The following is a 14,848-nucleotide window of genomic DNA, read 5'->3' on the forward strand; positions in this document are numbered from 1 at the left end:
CTCCTGACACGCGGGCGTCGGGACCGGCCAGGGATCAGGGGCCGTCCGGTCCCGGCGTCTCTCAGTTCGCCTTCGCCTCGACCTCGAGCCGGTCGAGGACGGCGGCCGGCGAGCGCGCCGCGCCGAGGTCGATGAAGCCGATCCCCGCAGGCTCCTTCGACTTGGCGTGCACCACGAGCTTGCCGGGCTTCATCACGAACTGGCCCATGGCGGCGCCGATCCCCTTGGCCGCCGCGCTGTTGCCGAGGATGATCGGCACGCCGAGCAGGCTGGCAGTGACGTATTCCTTGCGCAGCTCGTCCGGCTTGAGGCTGAGATCCTTCGACTGCGCGGCGAGGAAGCGCTCGAACAGGCCGGCATTCTCCACCGTCAGGTCGAGGGTCTTGGCGCTCCCCGAGAACATCACCATCGTCGCCGCCGGCAGGGTGCCGGAGAACAGCTCGGGCCCGATGCCTCCCAGCGTGCCGGAGAGGCGAACCGTGCCGATGTCGCGCCCGGAGATCGTGACCTCGCGCAGGGCGAGGTCGCGGGCCTTCTCGTCGAGGCTCGCGTCGGCCACGAGGTTGAGGTCGAGGTCCCGGTAGCCGTAGGCCGGCAGCAGGCCGACGAGCGGCGCACCCGCGAGCAGGTCCGCGGGCAGGCTCAGGCCGGAGAGGCTGATGCGGGTCGCGCTGGGCACGCCCTCGGTCAGGGGGCCGAAGGCCAAGGCCGCCTCGCGCAGGGCGATGCGGGGAGCCGGCCGCGGCGACACCGTGACCGCGAGGGGGTCCCCGGTCTTATCGGCCGGCCTCGGCTCGGGCGTCCGCACCGACCGGCCCGGCTCGGGCAGGGCGCCGCGGGCCGGGGGCCGGACGTCGCGGGGCGGCGCCCGCTCGGGCTCAGCCTCGGGCGGCAGATCGATCGACAGGTCCGTGAGGGTGAGCGTGCCGAGCTTCGGCGTCAGCCGGCGCATCTCGACGTCGGAGAACCCGGCCCCGCCCGTCGGCTCGGCGGCGATGCCCTGGAGGGTCGCGACGGTCGGCGCCAGGGACGTCCCCAGGGCGGCGACGCGGCCGACATGGATCCGCAGCGCGCCGCGGGTCATCGACAGGTTGTCCAAGATGGTGCCGCCCTCCGGGCCCGCCGACGTGTAGGCGGCCCGGCCGATCTCGAACAGCACCGGCCCCTTCGGGTCGGTGTCGCTGACGCTCAGGCCCTGCATCTCGAGGGTGCCGACCGAGGTGGCGTCGATGAGATCGGCGGCGGCGGCGGCCAGCGGGCGCCGGTCGCTGGATCCGTCGAAGCCGTTGGCCACGATGGCGAAGGCGCCGCCCCAGCCGTCCGGCACCTGCCGGCCGCCGAGGTCCCGGCCGTCGAGGCGGGCGATCTTCACGGTGGTGCCGCGCGCGTCGGAGTAGGTGACGTCCGAGACCTGGACGGCGCCGTAGACGCGCTGGACCGGTCCCTTGCCGTCGCCGGGCACCGTGTAGAGCCGGCTGAGCGCCGCGAGATCCAGGTCCGTGGCGCGCACCTGACCGTAGGTTCCAGACCCGCGGTTCGGGCCCGCGACGGAACTGACGGTCGCGCCGGCCGCCGTCAGCTCGCCGACGCGGCCGGCCCGGATGTCGCGGGCGACCACGTCGCGGTAGGTGACGGTCTGCCGGTTGTCGCCGGGACCCGCGTTCTCGGAGGTCAGGACCGGGACTGTCAGGCTGCCGGCGTCGAGACGGGCGAGCCGCTGCTCCCAGGGCACGTTGGAATCGGGCCGCAGGATCGCCGCGAGATCCTCCTTGGAGAGGCGCGTGCCGCTCGCCGTCAGCTTCGGCGCCTTCAGCAGCGTGCCGCCGAGCGGGATCACCACGTCGTTAACGGTCACGTCCTGGACGGCGGCAGCGCCCTCCTGCGCGGCGAGCGGCGCCGGCGCGAGGCCGAGGAGGGCCAGCATGGCGGCCGTCGCCCGGGCCGACCGGAGGCGGAGACGGGCCTTCGGGTGGTTCATGGCAGCGTCCGGACCAGGGCTCTCGCGGGAATGCCCTAGCCGTGCCGCGTTTTGCCGGGCGAGGCAATCGCGCGCGCCGGCCCGGGCGATCGAGCCGGGACCGGTGTCGTACGGACGCAACGGCGCGGCGGCGCCGCGCCGCGTGCTACAACGAGAAGGAGGTGCCGCAGCCGCAGGAAGCGGTGGCGAGCGGGTTCTCGATCTTGAAGGACTGCCCGATGAGGTCGTTCACGAAGTCGATGGTCGAGCCGCTCATGTACTCGAGCGAGACCGGATCGACGATCACGGTGGCGCCGTCGCGCTCGATCGCTACGTCCTGCGCCTCGCGGGCACGGGTGATGTCGAAGGCGTAGGAGAAGCCCGAGCAGCCGCCGCCGTTGACACTGATCCGCAGCGACGAACCGGCCGGCTCCGACACCATGATCTCGTTGATGCGCTTGGCCGCGCGGGCGGTCAGGGTGATCTCAGCCATCGGTCTCTGGCCACGCATTCGTTCGGTGGACGGCGCGCCCGGCCCGTTGCCGAGTGCGCCCTGACCCACAAGATATGAGCCGCAAGCCCGCGCCGCAACGCGCCGGGCGGGGAGCCGTCATGAGCAGGGTGCGTGAGTTCGAGAGCGGATGCCGTGCGACCGAACGGTGAGCGCTGGCGCGCGCCCTACGCCACCGACCCGGCCCGGACCCGGGGACGCCTGATCCCGGAAGCCGGGTCGCCGACCCGCAGCGATTTCCAGCGCGACCGCGACCGGATCATCCACTCAACGGCGTTCCGGCGGCTGAAGCACAAGACGCAGGTCTTCGTCCATCACGAGGGCGACCATTACCGCACCCGTCTGACCCACACCCTGGAGGTGAGCCAGATCGGCCGGGCGCTCGCGCGCGCGCTCGGCCTCGACGAGGATCTCGCGGAGGCGCTGGCCCTCAGTCACGACCTCGGCCACACCTGCTTCGGTCACACCGGCGAGGACGCCCTCGACGCCTGCATGGCGCGCCACGGCGGCTTCGATCACAACGCCCAGGCGCTGCGGATCGTGACGCGGCTGGAGCGGCGCTACGCCGGGTTCGACGGGCTGAACCTCGCCTGGGAGACGCTGGAGGGCCTCGTCAAGCACAACGGCCCGCTGCTCACCGCGGACGGCCGGCCGACGCCCCGCTACGCCGCCCGCGGCATCCCGGCGGCGATCCTCGAGTACGACGCGCTGAACCCCCTCGACCTGTGGAGCCAGGCCGGCCCCGAGGCCCAGGCCGCCTCCCTGGCCGACGACATCGCCTACGCCGCCCACGACCTCGACGACGGGTTGCGCGCCGGGCTGTTCGAGATCCCGGAGCTGCGGGCGGTCCCCTTCCTGGCCGGACTGCTCGACGAGATCGACCGGCTGCATCCGGGCCTGGAGCCGTCGCGGATGATCCACGAACTCGCCCGGCGGGTGATCACCCGCTTCGTCGAGGACGTCATCCGCGAGGGCGGCCGCCGCATCGCCGCCCTGGACCCGGGCCGCGTCGAGGACATCCGGAACGCGGACCAGCCGGTCATCGTGTTCTCGCCGGAGATCGCGGCGGCCGACGCCGACATCATGCGCTTCCTGTGGGAGCGGATGTACCGGCATCCGGGCGTGGTGGCGGTGCGGAAGAAGGCCGACGCCATCGTCAACGACCTGTTCGCCGCGTTCACCGCGGCGCCCTCCCGGATGCCGGAGGAGTGGAGCGCCGGCCTCGAAGACACCACCGAGGCGCGGGTCGCCCGCCGGGTCGCCGACTACATCGCCGGCATGACCGACACCTACGCGGTCCTGGCGCATCGCAAGCTCTACGCGACGACGCCGGACCTGCACTGGGAGCTGCCCAGCCGGGGGCTGCCCCTCGCCGAGCCCTGAGGGCCCGGCGCGGGGCGGTTCGGATCAGCAGCCGCAGCCGCAGGTGAAGCTGCCGTAGCACCCGCCGTAGCCGTAGCCACCGTAGGCGGCGGGGTAGCCGTACCCGTAGCCGTACCCGCCGTAGGCGGCCGGGTAGCCGTACCCGTAACCACCGTAGCCGTAGCCGCCGTAGACGCTCCCGGCGGCGAGTCCGAGCCCGAGGCCGATCCCCGCGCCGGCCAGTCCGTAGCCGAGGGCCCCGCCGTAGCCGCGACGGTAGCCGTACCCGTAGCCGCGCCCGTAGAAGCCGCGGGCCGCGTAGCCGCCGCGGTAGCCGTAGCCGCCCCGGAAACCGCCGCGGTAAGCGCCGCCGTGGAAGCCGCCACCGTGGAATCCGCCGCCGCGGAAGCCGCCCGCCTCGGCACTCGGCGCGGCCAGGATGAGGGCGCAGAGCGCCGTCCCCGCAATCGTCAAGGTCTTCATCAGTAACTCCGCGATCGGCACACTCACGATCGGCGGCGATGACACCGCTTCGTCTCGGTCGAGACAAGACGGACACTGCGCGATCCGTATTCGTCGCGCGGGATAACGCCGCGTCGGCGCCCACGTGGTTACCGGAGCGATGCCGCGAACGCGGACTCCGCGGGGCCGGCGCGCGGCCCGGCGCCGTGACACCCTCCCGCCCCCTTGCTAGACCGCCGGGGCGGGCGCCGGCCGGACGGGCCGGGCGACGAGACCCCCGCGCGAGCGAGATCGAGACCCATGAACATCTTCGCCCTGTTCGAGGCGCGCGTGCGCGAGGCCGTGGAGGCGCTGACCCGCGCCGGCCACCTGCCCGAGGGCCTCGACCTGGGCCGCGTGGTGGTCGAGCCGCCCCGCGACGCCTCGCACGGCGACCTCGCCACGAACGCCGCCCTGGTCCTTGCCAAGGAGGCACGGGCCAACCCGAAGGCGCTGGGCGAGTCCCTGGCGGCCGAGCTCCGCGCGGATCCGCGGATCGTCGAGGCGAGTGTCGCCGGGCCGGGCTTCATCAATCTCCGGCTCGACCCCGCGATCTTCCACGCGGTCGTGCGCGACGCCCTGGAGGCCCCAGAGGCGTTCGGCCGCGCGCGGCTGCCCGGCGGCCCGATCAACGTCGAGTACGTGTCGGCGAACCCGACGGGGCCGATGCATGTCGGCCACGGCCGGGGCGCGGTGTTCGGCGACGCCCTGTGCAACCTGCTCGTCGCGGCCGGCCGGCAGGTGACGCGCGAATACTACATCAACGATGCCGGCGTTCAGGTCGATGTGCTGGCCCGCTCGGCGTTCCAGCGCTACCGCGAGGCCCTCGGCGAGCCCTTCGCCATCGCGGAGGGCCTCTATCCGGGCGACTACCTGAAGCCCGTGGGCGCCCGGCTGGCCGAGACGCACGGCCGCGCGCTCCTCGACAAGCCCGAGGCGGAGTGGCTGCCCACGGTGCGCGAGACCGCGCTCGGCATGATGATGGACATGATCCGGGCCGACCTGGCGGCGATCGGCATCCGCCACGACGTCTTCTTCTCCGAGCGCACGCTTCAGGAGAGCGGGGCCGTGAAGGCCCTGCTCGCGGAGCTGCGCGCCAAGGGCCTCGTCTACGAGGGTCGCCTTCCGCCGCCCAAGGGGCAGCTGCCGGAGGACTGGGAGGACCGCGAGCAGACGCTGTTTCGCACCAAGGAATTCGGCGACGACAGCGACCGGCCGCTGCTGAAGTCGGACGGCTCGTACACGTATTTCGCCTCCGACATCGCCTACCACCGCGCCAAGTACCTCGCCGGCGCGACCGAGCTGATCGACGTCCTCGGCGCCGATCACGGCGGCTACGTGAAGCGCATGCAGGCCGCCGTGAAGGCGGTCAGCGACGGCAAGGCCACGCTCGACGTCAAGCTCTGCCAGCTGGTGCGGCTGTTGCGCGCAGGCGAGCCGGTCAAGATGTCGAAGCGGGCCGGCGAGTTCGTGACCCTGCGCGACGTGATCGACGAGGTCGGCCGCGACGCGATCCGGTTCATGATGCTCTACCGGAAGAACGACGCGACCCTGGATTTCGACCTCGCCAAGGTGGTGGAGCAGTCGAAGGACAACCCGGTCTTCTACGTCCAGTACGCCCATGCCCGCGTCCGCTCGGTGCAGCGGCAGGCCCGCGAGGCGTTCCCGGACGCCGACCTCTCAGTCGCCGCGCTGGCCCGCGAGGCGGACCTCGCCGTGCTGAGCGACCCGGGCGAGATCGAGATGATGCGCCTCATCGCGCAGTACCCGCGGGTCCTCGAATCCGCGGCGCTGGCGCACGAGCCGCACAGGATCGCCTTCCACCTCTATGAACTGGCCTCCGCGCTGCATAGTTTCTGGAACAAGGGCAAAGACTTGCCGCAATTACGGTTTGTTAATGCAACCGACCGAAAGTCGACGTGGGCCCGGCTGGCGCTCGTCGAAGCTCTGCGGAGCACGCTGGCGGCCGGCCTTGCGATTCTCGGTGTGACCGCGCCGGACGAGATGCGATAGGCCCGAGTGCATCGGGCCGGTCTTCGGCGTTGATGTGAGGATGCTGCCATGACGAACGCTTCGCGCGCTCAGGTCGATTTGGACGCCCTCGCGCGCGATCTGCGTCAGGATAAGGGCCAGACGCCGCAGGCGTCCGGCAAGGCCGACCCGCTGGCGGAACTCGCCCGCATCGTCGGCCAGGACGATCCGTTCCGCGCGCTGCTCGCCGCCCGCGACGAGATGCGCGCCGTGGCGCCCGCCGCGCCGCAGCAGGCGGGCTGGAATGCCCGGGTCGAGCCGAGCTTCGCCCCGGAGGCCGCCAAGGCGACGCCGGCCGACGCGTTCGACCAGTATCTCGCCTCCGTGGAACAGGACACGCACCGCGAGGGCTCCGGCTACGCCGCGGAGAGCGGCCCGACCGCCACAGGCGACGACGAGACCTACGCGGACAGCCGCGCGCTCCGTCGCGCCAATCCGCGGCGGCGCCTCGTCTCCGTGGGCGCCGGCGTGGCCGTGGTGGCGATCGCCGTCACCGGGGCGCTCACCTACAAGGGCCTGAGCAACTCGGGCCACGGCGGCGTGCCGGTGGTCCAGGCCGATTCCACACCCCTCAAGGTCGCCCCGAAGGTGGCCGACGGCGTCGAGATCCCGGATCAGAACCGGCAGATCTACGACCCGAAGGGCAAGAAGGACGGCCAGATCAAGATCGTGAACCGCGAGGAGCAGCCCCTCGACGTGGCCGAGGCCGCGCGGGCGGCCCAGGGCCCGTCGCAGCCGACCGGCGCCCAGGGCGGCACGACGCCGGGCAACGGCCCGTTCGAGGCGTTCGGTGAACCGCGCCGCGTGCGCACCGTCGCGGTCAAGCCCGAGGCGCCGCCCGCGCCGCCGCCGCGGGAGCAGCAGGCCGCCGATGCCGGGCCGGCCCCGATCCCCACCATGGTCCTGCCGAGCGACGAGCCGGCGGCCCCGCCGCCCGCGAAGTCCAAGCCCGTCCGCCAGACCGCCGCCGCCATGCCGGCGGCCACCGCGACGCCCGTCGACGCGCAGCCGGAGGCCGCGGTCGAGCAGCCGGCGCCCAAGCCGGTGGCCGTGAAGCCGCCGCCGAAGGCCGCCCAGCGCATCGCCGCCGTCGCCCCGCCCGGCGCGGCCGCGCCCGACACCACCGCCAGCACCACGACCGACGACGACGCCGTGAAATCCGGCCCGGTGAGCGGCTTCTCGGTGCAGCTCGGGGTACGCAGCTCCGCCGCCGAGGCGAAGGCCGCGTTCCGACAGATGCAGGCCAAGTACTCGCAGCTCGCTGGCAAGCCCGAGCTGATCCGGCAGGCCGAGGTCAACGGCAAGACGATCTACCGCGTCCGCGTCGGACCGCTGGAGAAGGCCCAGGCCGCGAGCCTGTGCAGCGCCCTGCAGGGCGAGGGCGGCCAGTGCTTCGTGGCCAAGAACTGAACCCCTGACGTCGCGCCGCGGACGGGACATTGCGCCCGTCCGCGGTGATCCGCGCCGCACGATCGACCGAGTCCGCACGGCAACACGGGCGGTGCGATCGCCCCGGCCGGCGCCCCCGGGCCGCGGTTTGGTCTTGCCCACTCCCCGTTCCCGCCCGACTCTGTCGCCATCGATACGAACCGCCCGGCGGTCTCCGCCGTCCACGCGCCGTCGTCGCGCCGCCACCGAGCAGTGTCCGAGCCGTTCCTGATGACCTCCCGCGCCCTGATCCTCGGCTGCTCCGGTAAGTCGCTCTTGGCGGAGGAGAGGGCCTTCTTCCGGGACGTGAAGCCCTGGGGCTTCATCCTGTTCAAGCGCAACATCGGGACGCCCGACGAGGTCCGCGCCCTCACCGGTGCGCTCCGGGACTGCGTCGGCTCCGAGCAGGCGCCGGTTTTGATCGACCAGGAAGGCGGCCGGGTCCAGCGCATGGGGCCGCCCCACTGGCCGGCCTACCCGGCCGGCGGCCGCTACGGCCGCCTGAACGGCAGCGCCGCCACGGTCGCCCGCCTCGGGGCGCGCCTCATGGCGCACGACCTCGCCGAAGTCGGGATCAACGTCGACTGCGCCCCCGTCCTCGACGTGCCGGCGCCGGGCTCGCACGACATCATCGGTGACCGCGCCTACGGGACGAGCCCGGAGCGGGTGGCCGAGATCGGGCGCGCCGTGGCCGAGGGCCTGATGGCCGGCGGCGTCCTGCCGGTGATGAAGCACATTCCCGGGCACGGGCGCGCCACCTGCGACAGCCACCACGGCCTCCCGGTGGTCGACGCGCCCCGCGCGGATCTCGCGGATCAGGATTTCCGGACCTTCCGGGCGCTCGCCGACCTGCCGATGGCGATGAGCGCGCACGTCGTCTTCACCGCCATCGACCCCGACCGGCCGGCCACCCAGTCGGCGACCGTCATCCGCGACATCATCCGCGGCGCCATCGGCTTCGACGGCCTGCTGATGACCGACGACCTGTCCATGCACGCGCTGACCGGCACGTTCCGCGACCGGACGGAGCGCGCCTTCGCGGCGGGGATCGATGTCGGGCTCCACTGCAACGGCGGGATGGACGAGATGCGGGCCGTGGCCGAGGCGGCGCCCGAACTCACCGGCGCAGCCGCGCGCCGCGCCGCCGCCGCGCTGGCGCGGCTCGACCCCGCTGGCGACGGGCTGGACGTCGCGGAGGCCCGGGACCGCTTCGCCGCGGCCCTCGCGGCCGCCTGACCTGAGACACCTTGCGGCCTTCCACCGCGGCCTTCCACCGGCCGTGGCATCGCCTCTGCTTGTGTTCGGGCGGCGCGATCCCTAGGTTCGCCCCGAAATCCTCAACCGGACGTGGCGTCACGCTCCCGCTTCTTCGGGGCGCCCGCAGGAGGTTGCCATGGGCAGCATGAGTATCTGGCACTGGGTCATCGTCGCGGTCATCGTGATGCTGCTGTTCGGACGCGGCAAGGTGTCCGACCTGATGGGCGACGTCGCGAAGGGCATCAAAGCCTTCAAGAAGGGCATGGCCGAGGACGAGACGCCGCCGGCGGTCCAGGCCGCGCCGCCCCCGGCCGAGCCGGTCCGCACCATCCCGCACGCTACCGAGACGAGCCCCGGAACCGCGATCCCGGCGAGCCATCTCCCCGGCGGCGAGCGCAAGCCGGTCTGACGGCGAGCTGGACTGTAGGACTGTCAGAGCGCGCGCGCTCGTGTAGAGCCTGACGGGGTCTGGCCGCCGTGCCGGATCTCGGGGCAGCAGGACCGTCGACGACATGCTGGACATGAGCTGGGGCGAGGTGATGCTGATCGGCGGCGTCGCCCTCATCGTCATCGGGCCGAAGGATCTGCCGAAGGCGCTGCGCACCGTCGGGCAGATCACGTCGAAGCTGCGCCGCATGGCCGGCGAGTTTCAGATGCAGTTCAACGAGGCGATCCGCGAGGCGGAACTCGACGACGTCCGCCGCGAGGTCGACGGGATCCGCAACACCGTCCGCACGGCGGGCTCGACCTTCAATCCGGTGCAGACGATCCGCGACGAGCTGAGGGGCGCCGTCGAGGGCCGGGCCAAGATGGGTCCGGAGAAGATGGGTCCGGAGAAGCCCGGCCTTGAGACCCCTTCCGTCGAGACCCGGTCCCTGGCCGATGCCACGGCGCAGCTGAAGGCCGAGCAGGAAGCCGCGGCGCCTCACGCCGCCGGGACGCATCCGGACACGTCCGCCGCTGGGGCGACCCGGCAACCGGCGACCGAAGCCGCGGAGGCGCCCCTGCCCGTACCCGGATCGGTGGACGATCCGTTCGGGCCTCCGCCCGAACCGCCCGCCGCGCACCCCGCCTCCGAAGAGTCCAAGAACGGCACGACGGCCCGATGATCAGCGAGGCGGACGAGGCCGAGATCGAGGCGTCGCGGGCGCCCCTGCTCGAGCACCTGATCGAATTGCGCGCGCGGCTGATCAAGTCACTGATCGCGTTCGTGCTGATGTTCTTCGCGTGCTTCTTCTTCTCGCGCGATATCTACAACGTGCTGGTCTACCCCTACGTGTCGATCGTGGGCGCGCAGAACGCCGAGCTGATCGCCACGCACTTCCTCGAGCAGGTGTTCACCAACATCAAGCTCAGCGTCTTCGGCGCGGCCTTCCTGGCTTTTCCCGTGATCGCCACGCAGATCTACGCCTTCGTGGCGCCGGGCCTCTACCGCAACGAGCGCAAGGCGTTCCTCCCCTACCTGGTCGCCACGCCGATCTTCTTCGTCCTCGGCGCGCTGGTGGTGTTCTTCCTGGCGATGCCGCTGCTGATCAAGTTCTCGGTGTCGCTCCAGCAGGTTGGCGTGGCCGGCGAGCCGACGATCAAGCTGCTCCCGAAGGTCGACGAGTACCTGTCGCTGATCATGACGCTGATCTTCGCGTTCGGCATCGCGTTCCAGCTGCCGGTCATCCTGACGCTGCTCGGACAGATCGGGATCATCGACGCTGCCTTCCTGCGCGAGAAGCGCCGCTACGCGATCGTGCTGGTCTTCGTCGCCGCCGCGATCCTGACGCCGCCGGACGTGATCTCGCAGCTCTCCCTCGCGATCCCGATGCTGCTCCTCTACGAGGCCTCGGTGTTCTCGGTGGCGCGGGTCGAGAAGCTGCGGGCGGCGCGGCGCGCGGCGGAAGGCCTCGAGCCGTGAGGCGGCCGGCGCGCCGGACTCAGTCCGGCGCGCGCAGGCGGTAGCCCACGCCGGTCTCGGTGAGCAGGTAGCGCGGGCGCTCCGGGTCCGGCTCGAGCTTCTGGCGCAGCTGCCGGATGTAGACGCGCAGGTATTGCGGATCCGACGAGGCCGGCGCGTGGCGCATGAGCTGCGCGTGGGTGAGCACCTTGCCGGCATGCTGCACGAGCACGCGCAGGAACTCGTACTCTCGCGGCGACAGCTTGACGTCCCGCTCGCCCACCCGGACGACGCGTCGGACGAGATCGACCGAGAGGTCGTCGACCCGGAAGACAGGCCGCTCGCCCTGCATGGCGAGGCGGTGGCGCAGGGCCGTGCGGATGCGCGCCAGCAGCTCGTTCATGCCGAACGGCTTGGTGACGTAGTCGTCTGCACCGAGATCGAGGGCCTCGACCTTGCCGCGCTCGTCGTCGCGGCTCGACAGGATCACGACCGGCAGGTCGGGCCAGCGCTCGCGGATCGCCGCCAGGAGGGCGTGGCCGGCCATGTCGGGCAGGCCGAGGTCGAGGATCGCGAGATCCACCCCGCCGGCCTCCAGGGCGGCGAGGGCCGCGGCCCCGTCCGCGGCCTCGACGACCGCGTAATCCTGCGTCCCGAGGCCGGTTCGGAGCAGCCGGCGGATCGGCGGCTCGTCGTCGATCACCAGGATGCGGGCGGCACTCACTTGGGCCGCCCCTCGTGGCGGATCCGGGCGGCCGGACGGGTCATTCCGGCCGAAGCAGCACGTGCCGCTTCTTGCCGAAGGAGAGCTTGATCACGCCGTCCGCGGTCACGTCGCCGCGGCCGAGGACTGCCTTCTCGTCCGTGACCGGCACGTCGTTGACCCGCAGCCCGCCGCCCTTGATCTGCCGCCGCGCCTCGCTGGTGGAGGGCACGAGCTTGGCGACCTCCGGCCCGAAGGCCGTCAGCACCCCGAGCCCGGCCTCCAGGGTCGCGGACGGCACGGTCACGCTCGGGAGGTCGGCGGCGAGCGTGCCCTCGACGAAGGTCTTGCGGGCGGTCTCGGCTGCGGCCTCCGCGGCCTCGCGGCCGTGCATCAGCGCGGTGGCCTCGGTGGCGAGCACCGTCTTGGCCGCGTTGATCTCGGAGCCGGCGAGGGCGGCGAGACGCGCGATCTCCGCCATGGGCAGCAGGGTGAAGAGCTTGAGGAAGCGGGCCACGTCCGCGTCCTCGGTGTTCCGCCAGAACTGCCAGTAATCGTAGGGCTTCAGCATCTCCGGGTTGAGCCAGACGGCGCCGGCCGCGGTCTTGCCCATCTTGGCACCCGACGACGTGGTCAGGAGCGGGCAGGTCAGGGCGTAGAGCTGCGGCGTGCCCATGCGGCGGCCGAGATCGATGCCGTTGACGATGTTGCCCCACTGGTCCGACCCGCCCATCTGCATGACGCAGCCGTAGCGGCGGTTCAGCTCCACGAAGTCGTAGGACTGGAGGATCATGTAGTTGAACTCGAGGAACGACAGTTCCTGGTCGCGCTCCAGGCGGAGGCGCACGCTGTCCATCGACAGCATGCGGTTCACCGAGAAATGGCGGCCGACGTCGCGCAGCATCTCGATGTAGTTGAGCTTCGTCAGCCACTCGGCGTTGTCGACCATCACGGCGTCGTTCGCGCCTTCTCCGAAGCGCAGGAACCGGTCGAAGGTCTTACGGATCTCGGCCTTGTTGGCGTCGATCTGCTCGACGGTCAGGATCTTCCGTGTCTCGTCGCGGCCGGACGGGTCGCCGACCCGGGTGGTGCCGCCGCCCATCAGGGCGATCGGCTTGCCTCCGGTGGCCTGCAGCCAGTGCAGCATCATGATCGACAGAAGGTGCCCGACATGGAGCGAGGGCGCCGTGCAGTCGTAGCCGACATAGGTCGTGAGCCGGCCCTCGAGGGCCGCCGCGTCGATGCCGGCGAGGTCCGAGGTCTGGTGAATATAGCCGCGCTCGGTCAGGATCCGCAGGAAGTCGGATTTCGGCGCGAAGCTCTCGGCGGTCATGGATGCGATCTCGGGTCGCGCGCTGGCGCGACAGGCCGAGGCCCCGCATGCTAGCTCGCGCTGGGTTCAGGATACGGCGCGCTCTTAGCAGGGCGTTGGCCGAAAGGCACGGGGCAGGACGGCATGGCGATGATGCGCGCGATCGGACTGATGAGCGGCACCTCGCTGGACGGCGTGGACATCGCGCTGATCGAGACCGACGGCGAGCGGGTCCACGTGGTCAAGGGCCACAACAACTTCCTCGAGCCGCTGGGGCCCACCGGCTACCGCGGCTACGCCGACGACGAGAAGACGCTGCTGCGCGCCGCCACCAAGGACGCCGAGTCCGTGCTCCATCCCGGCGACCGGCCCGGGCGACTGCCGGAAGCCGAGGCCTTCGTCACCCTCGCCCACGCCGAGGCCGTGGAGCGCTTCCTGGAGGAGCACGGCCTGACCGCCTCCGAGATCGACGTGATCGGCTTCCACGGGCAGACCGTGATCCACCGTCCGGACCAGCGAATCTCGATCCAGATCGGCGACGGCCAGGCACTGGCGACCCGGCTCGGCATCCCGGTCGTAGCGGACCTGCGCCGGGCCGATATCGAGGCGGGCGGGCAGGGGGCGCCGCTGGTCCCGGTGTTCCACAAGGCGCTGGCCGAGGCGTCGGGCTTCGACGGGCCCTTCGGCATCCTCAACATCGGCGGCGTGGCCAACGCGACGCTGATCGACTCGAAGGGCGGCGTCATCGCCTTCGACACCGGACCGGGCAACGCGCTGATCGACGAGTGGATGCAGGAGCGCGAGGGCAAGAACCTCGACGACGGCGGCCGCACCGCCGCCCGCGGACGGCCCGACGAGCAGCTGCTGGCCTGGCTCCTCACCCACCCGTTCTTCTTCCGCAAGCCGCCGAAGTCGCTGGACCGGAACTGGTTCTCCCACAAGCTCGCCGGCCAGCTCTCCACCGAGGACGGCGCCGCGACGCTGACGGCCTTCACGGCACGGGCCGTGGCCCGCGCCCTCGACCATGCCCCCGAGGTCCCGACCCGCTGGATCGTGGCCGGCGGCGGCGCCCGCAACGGCGAGCTGGTGCGCCTCCTGAACTACCACCTGCGCGCCGAGATCACGACCGCGGACGCGATCGGCTGGTCCTCCGCCTACCTCGAGGCGCAGGCCTTCGCGTACCTGGCGGTGCGCTCGCTCCGCGGCCTGCCGATCACCTTCCCGTCGACCACCGGGGTGCGCGAGGCCATCACCGGCGGGGTGCTGGCGCGGCCGTGAGCCTCGGCTACGCGCTGCGGCGGATCGTCGAGGAGTACCCGCTCGCCCGGCTCGATCCGCCGGCCGGCCACCCGTTGGCCACCGTCATCCGCAAGGGCGCGCCGGACGAGCTGCGCGCGGCGCTGGCGCCGATCGACGGGCCGTTCCTCGTGAAGGGCAGCCCGGGGCGCGGGAGCAAGTGGGCGGCGGTCCCCTGGATCGCCGTGTTCGATCCCGCCGTCACCACCAGCGCGACGCGGGGCTACTACCTCGTCTACCTGTTCCCCGCGCATCGCGAGGCGGTGCACCTCTCGCTGGCGCAGGGAACGGTGGCGGCGATCCGGAGCCACGGCCCGGCGGCGGCCGGCACCCATCTCCGCACCAGCGGCGCGGCGCTGCGGGCGCGGCTCTCGGACTTCGCCGGCGCGCTGCCGAACGCGACGATCACACTCGGCAGCGCGGGCGAATTGCCGGAGGGCTACGAGGCCGCCCACATCCTCGGCCTGACCTACGACCTGGCCGATCTCGGCGACGAGCGCCGGCTGCGCCGGGATCTCGCCGCGGCGGTCGCGGCGTACCGGGCGCTGAAGGCGCGGGGCGGGCTCGATCTGCCCGGTCCGCCGAGGGCATCATGAGGCCTCAGG

General features: G+C 72.1%; 14 protein-coding genes. 9 read left to right on the plus strand and 5 right to left on the minus strand.

Features of this window, described 5'->3' with window-relative positions; all coding sequences use genetic code 11:
• Positions 1–61: 61 nt before the first annotated feature.
• The gene (locus ME121_RS11650) at positions 62–1,978 is read right to left on the minus strand and encodes an aq_1923 C-terminal domain (RefSeq protein ID WP_053622142.1); all 1,917 of its coding nucleotides are present in this window, start codon (positions 1,976–1,978) and stop codon (positions 62–64) included.
• Positions 1,979–2,123: 145 nt separating this feature from the next.
• Positions 2,124–2,450, minus strand: coding sequence for a HesB/IscA family protein (locus tag ME121_RS11655; RefSeq protein WP_012319723.1), 327 nt, complete (start codon positions 2,448–2,450; stop codon positions 2,124–2,126).
• 153 nt (positions 2,451–2,603) lie between these two features.
• On the opposite strand from ME121_RS11655, the gene ME121_RS11660 reads away from it, so the two are divergent.
• Positions 2,604–3,851, plus strand: a complete 1,248-nt coding sequence (locus tag ME121_RS11660; RefSeq protein ID WP_059408881.1) for a deoxyguanosinetriphosphate triphosphohydrolase — start codon at positions 2,604–2,606, stop codon at positions 3,849–3,851.
• Between the two features lie 24 nt (positions 3,852–3,875).
• On the opposite strand, the gene ME121_RS11665 is transcribed toward ME121_RS11660, so the two are convergent.
• The gene (locus tag ME121_RS11665; RefSeq protein ID WP_024829721.1) at positions 3,876–4,313 is read right to left on the minus strand and encodes a hypothetical protein; all 438 of its coding nucleotides are present in this window, start codon (positions 4,311–4,313) and stop codon (positions 3,876–3,878) included.
• 279 nt (positions 4,314–4,592) lie between these two features.
• On the opposite strand from ME121_RS11665, the gene argS reads away from it, so the two are divergent.
• From argS to tatC, 6 genes are all read left to right on the plus strand, one after another.
• Complete coding sequence (gene argS / locus ME121_RS11670; RefSeq protein ID WP_059408882.1) at positions 4,593–6,344, plus strand: arginine--tRNA ligase; 1,752 nt, start codon at positions 4,593–4,595, stop codon at positions 6,342–6,344.
• A gap of 48 nt (positions 6,345–6,392) precedes the next feature.
• Entirely contained in the window at positions 6,393–7,772 is a 1,380-nt protein-coding gene (locus ME121_RS11675) for an SPOR domain-containing protein (protein WP_059408883.1), read from the plus strand.
• A gap of 249 nt (positions 7,773–8,021) precedes the next feature.
• Positions 8,022–9,026, plus strand: coding sequence for a beta-N-acetylhexosaminidase (gene nagZ / locus ME121_RS11680; RefSeq protein WP_059408893.1), 1,005 nt, complete (start codon positions 8,022–8,024; stop codon positions 9,024–9,026).
• Between the two features lie 157 nt (positions 9,027–9,183).
• On the plus strand, positions 9,184–9,456 hold the full coding sequence (locus tag ME121_RS11685) for a twin-arginine translocase TatA/TatE family subunit (RefSeq protein WP_012319717.1): 273 nt from the start codon (positions 9,184–9,186) through the stop codon (positions 9,454–9,456).
• 103 nt (positions 9,457–9,559) lie between these two features.
• A complete protein-coding gene (gene tatB, locus ME121_RS11690) occupies positions 9,560–10,156 on the plus strand; it encodes a Sec-independent protein translocase protein TatB (RefSeq protein ID WP_059408884.1) in 597 nt (198 codons plus the stop codon).
• The gene (gene tatC / locus ME121_RS11695) at positions 10,153–10,953 is read left to right on the plus strand and encodes a twin-arginine translocase subunit TatC (protein WP_012319715.1); all 801 of its coding nucleotides are present in this window, start codon (positions 10,153–10,155) and stop codon (positions 10,951–10,953) included. Before tatB ends, tatC begins: the two co-directional genes overlap by 4 nt.
• 19 nt (positions 10,954–10,972) lie before the next feature.
• Here the strand turns inward: tatC and ME121_RS11700 are convergent, their stop codons facing one another.
• Both ME121_RS11700 and tyrS read right to left on the minus strand, forming a co-directional pair.
• Positions 10,973–11,656 carry a response regulator gene (locus ME121_RS11700; RefSeq protein WP_012319714.1) on the minus strand — a complete coding sequence of 228 codons (684 nt, stop codon included), beginning with the start codon at positions 11,654–11,656 and terminating at the stop codon, positions 10,973–10,975.
• Between the two features lie 40 nt (positions 11,657–11,696).
• Positions 11,697–12,968, minus strand: coding sequence for a tyrosine--tRNA ligase (tyrS, locus tag ME121_RS11705; RefSeq protein WP_012319713.1), 1,272 nt, complete (start codon positions 12,966–12,968; stop codon positions 11,697–11,699).
• A gap of 123 nt (positions 12,969–13,091) precedes the next feature.
• Between tyrS and ME121_RS11710 the strand changes: the two genes are divergently transcribed.
• Complete coding sequence (locus ME121_RS11710; protein WP_024829728.1) at positions 13,092–14,225, plus strand: anhydro-N-acetylmuramic acid kinase; 1,134 nt, start codon at positions 13,092–13,094, stop codon at positions 14,223–14,225.
• Complete coding sequence (locus ME121_RS11715) at positions 14,222–14,839, plus strand: DUF3578 domain-containing protein (RefSeq protein WP_024829729.1); 618 nt, start codon at positions 14,222–14,224, stop codon at positions 14,837–14,839. Before ME121_RS11710 ends, ME121_RS11715 begins: the two co-directional genes overlap by 4 nt.
• Positions 14,840–14,848 lie beyond the last annotated feature (9 nt).

The organism is Methylobacterium sp. ME121, assembly GCF_000974725.1.
Taxonomy (GTDB): Bacteria; Pseudomonadota; Alphaproteobacteria; order Rhizobiales; family Beijerinckiaceae; genus Methylobacterium; species Methylobacterium radiotolerans.

Bases quoted from the DNA above. Each gene is read 5' to 3' on its own strand.
- ME121_RS11650 (WP_053622142.1), bottom strand. From the start codon at position 1,978: ATGAACCACCCGAAGGCCCGTCTCCGCCTCCGGTCGGCCCGGGCGACG.
- ME121_RS11655 (WP_012319723.1), bottom strand. From the start codon at position 2,450: ATGGCTGAGATCACCCTGACCGCCCGCGCGGCCAAGCGCATCAACGAG.
- ME121_RS11665 (WP_024829721.1), bottom strand. From the start codon at position 4,313: ATGAAGACCTTGACGATTGCGGGGACGGCGCTCTGCGCCCTCATCCTG.
- argS (WP_059408882.1), top strand. From the start codon at position 4,593: ATGAACATCTTCGCCCTGTTCGAGGCGCGCGTGCGCGAGGCCGTGGAG.
- ME121_RS11675 (WP_059408883.1), top strand. From the start codon at position 6,393: ATGACGAACGCTTCGCGCGCTCAGGTCGATTTGGACGCCCTCGCGCGC.
- nagZ (WP_059408893.1), top strand. From the start codon at position 8,022: ATGACCTCCCGCGCCCTGATCCTCGGCTGCTCCGGTAAGTCGCTCTTG.
- ME121_RS11685 (WP_012319717.1), top strand. From the start codon at position 9,184: ATGGGCAGCATGAGTATCTGGCACTGGGTCATCGTCGCGGTCATCGTG.
- tatB (WP_059408884.1), top strand. From the start codon at position 9,560: ATGCTGGACATGAGCTGGGGCGAGGTGATGCTGATCGGCGGCGTCGCC.
- tatC (WP_012319715.1), top strand. From the start codon at position 10,153: ATGATCAGCGAGGCGGACGAGGCCGAGATCGAGGCGTCGCGGGCGCCC.
- tyrS (WP_012319713.1), bottom strand. From the start codon at position 12,968: ATGACCGCCGAGAGCTTCGCGCCGAAATCCGACTTCCTGCGGATCCTG.
- ME121_RS11710 (WP_024829728.1), top strand. From the start codon at position 13,092: ATGGCGATGATGCGCGCGATCGGACTGATGAGCGGCACCTCGCTGGAC.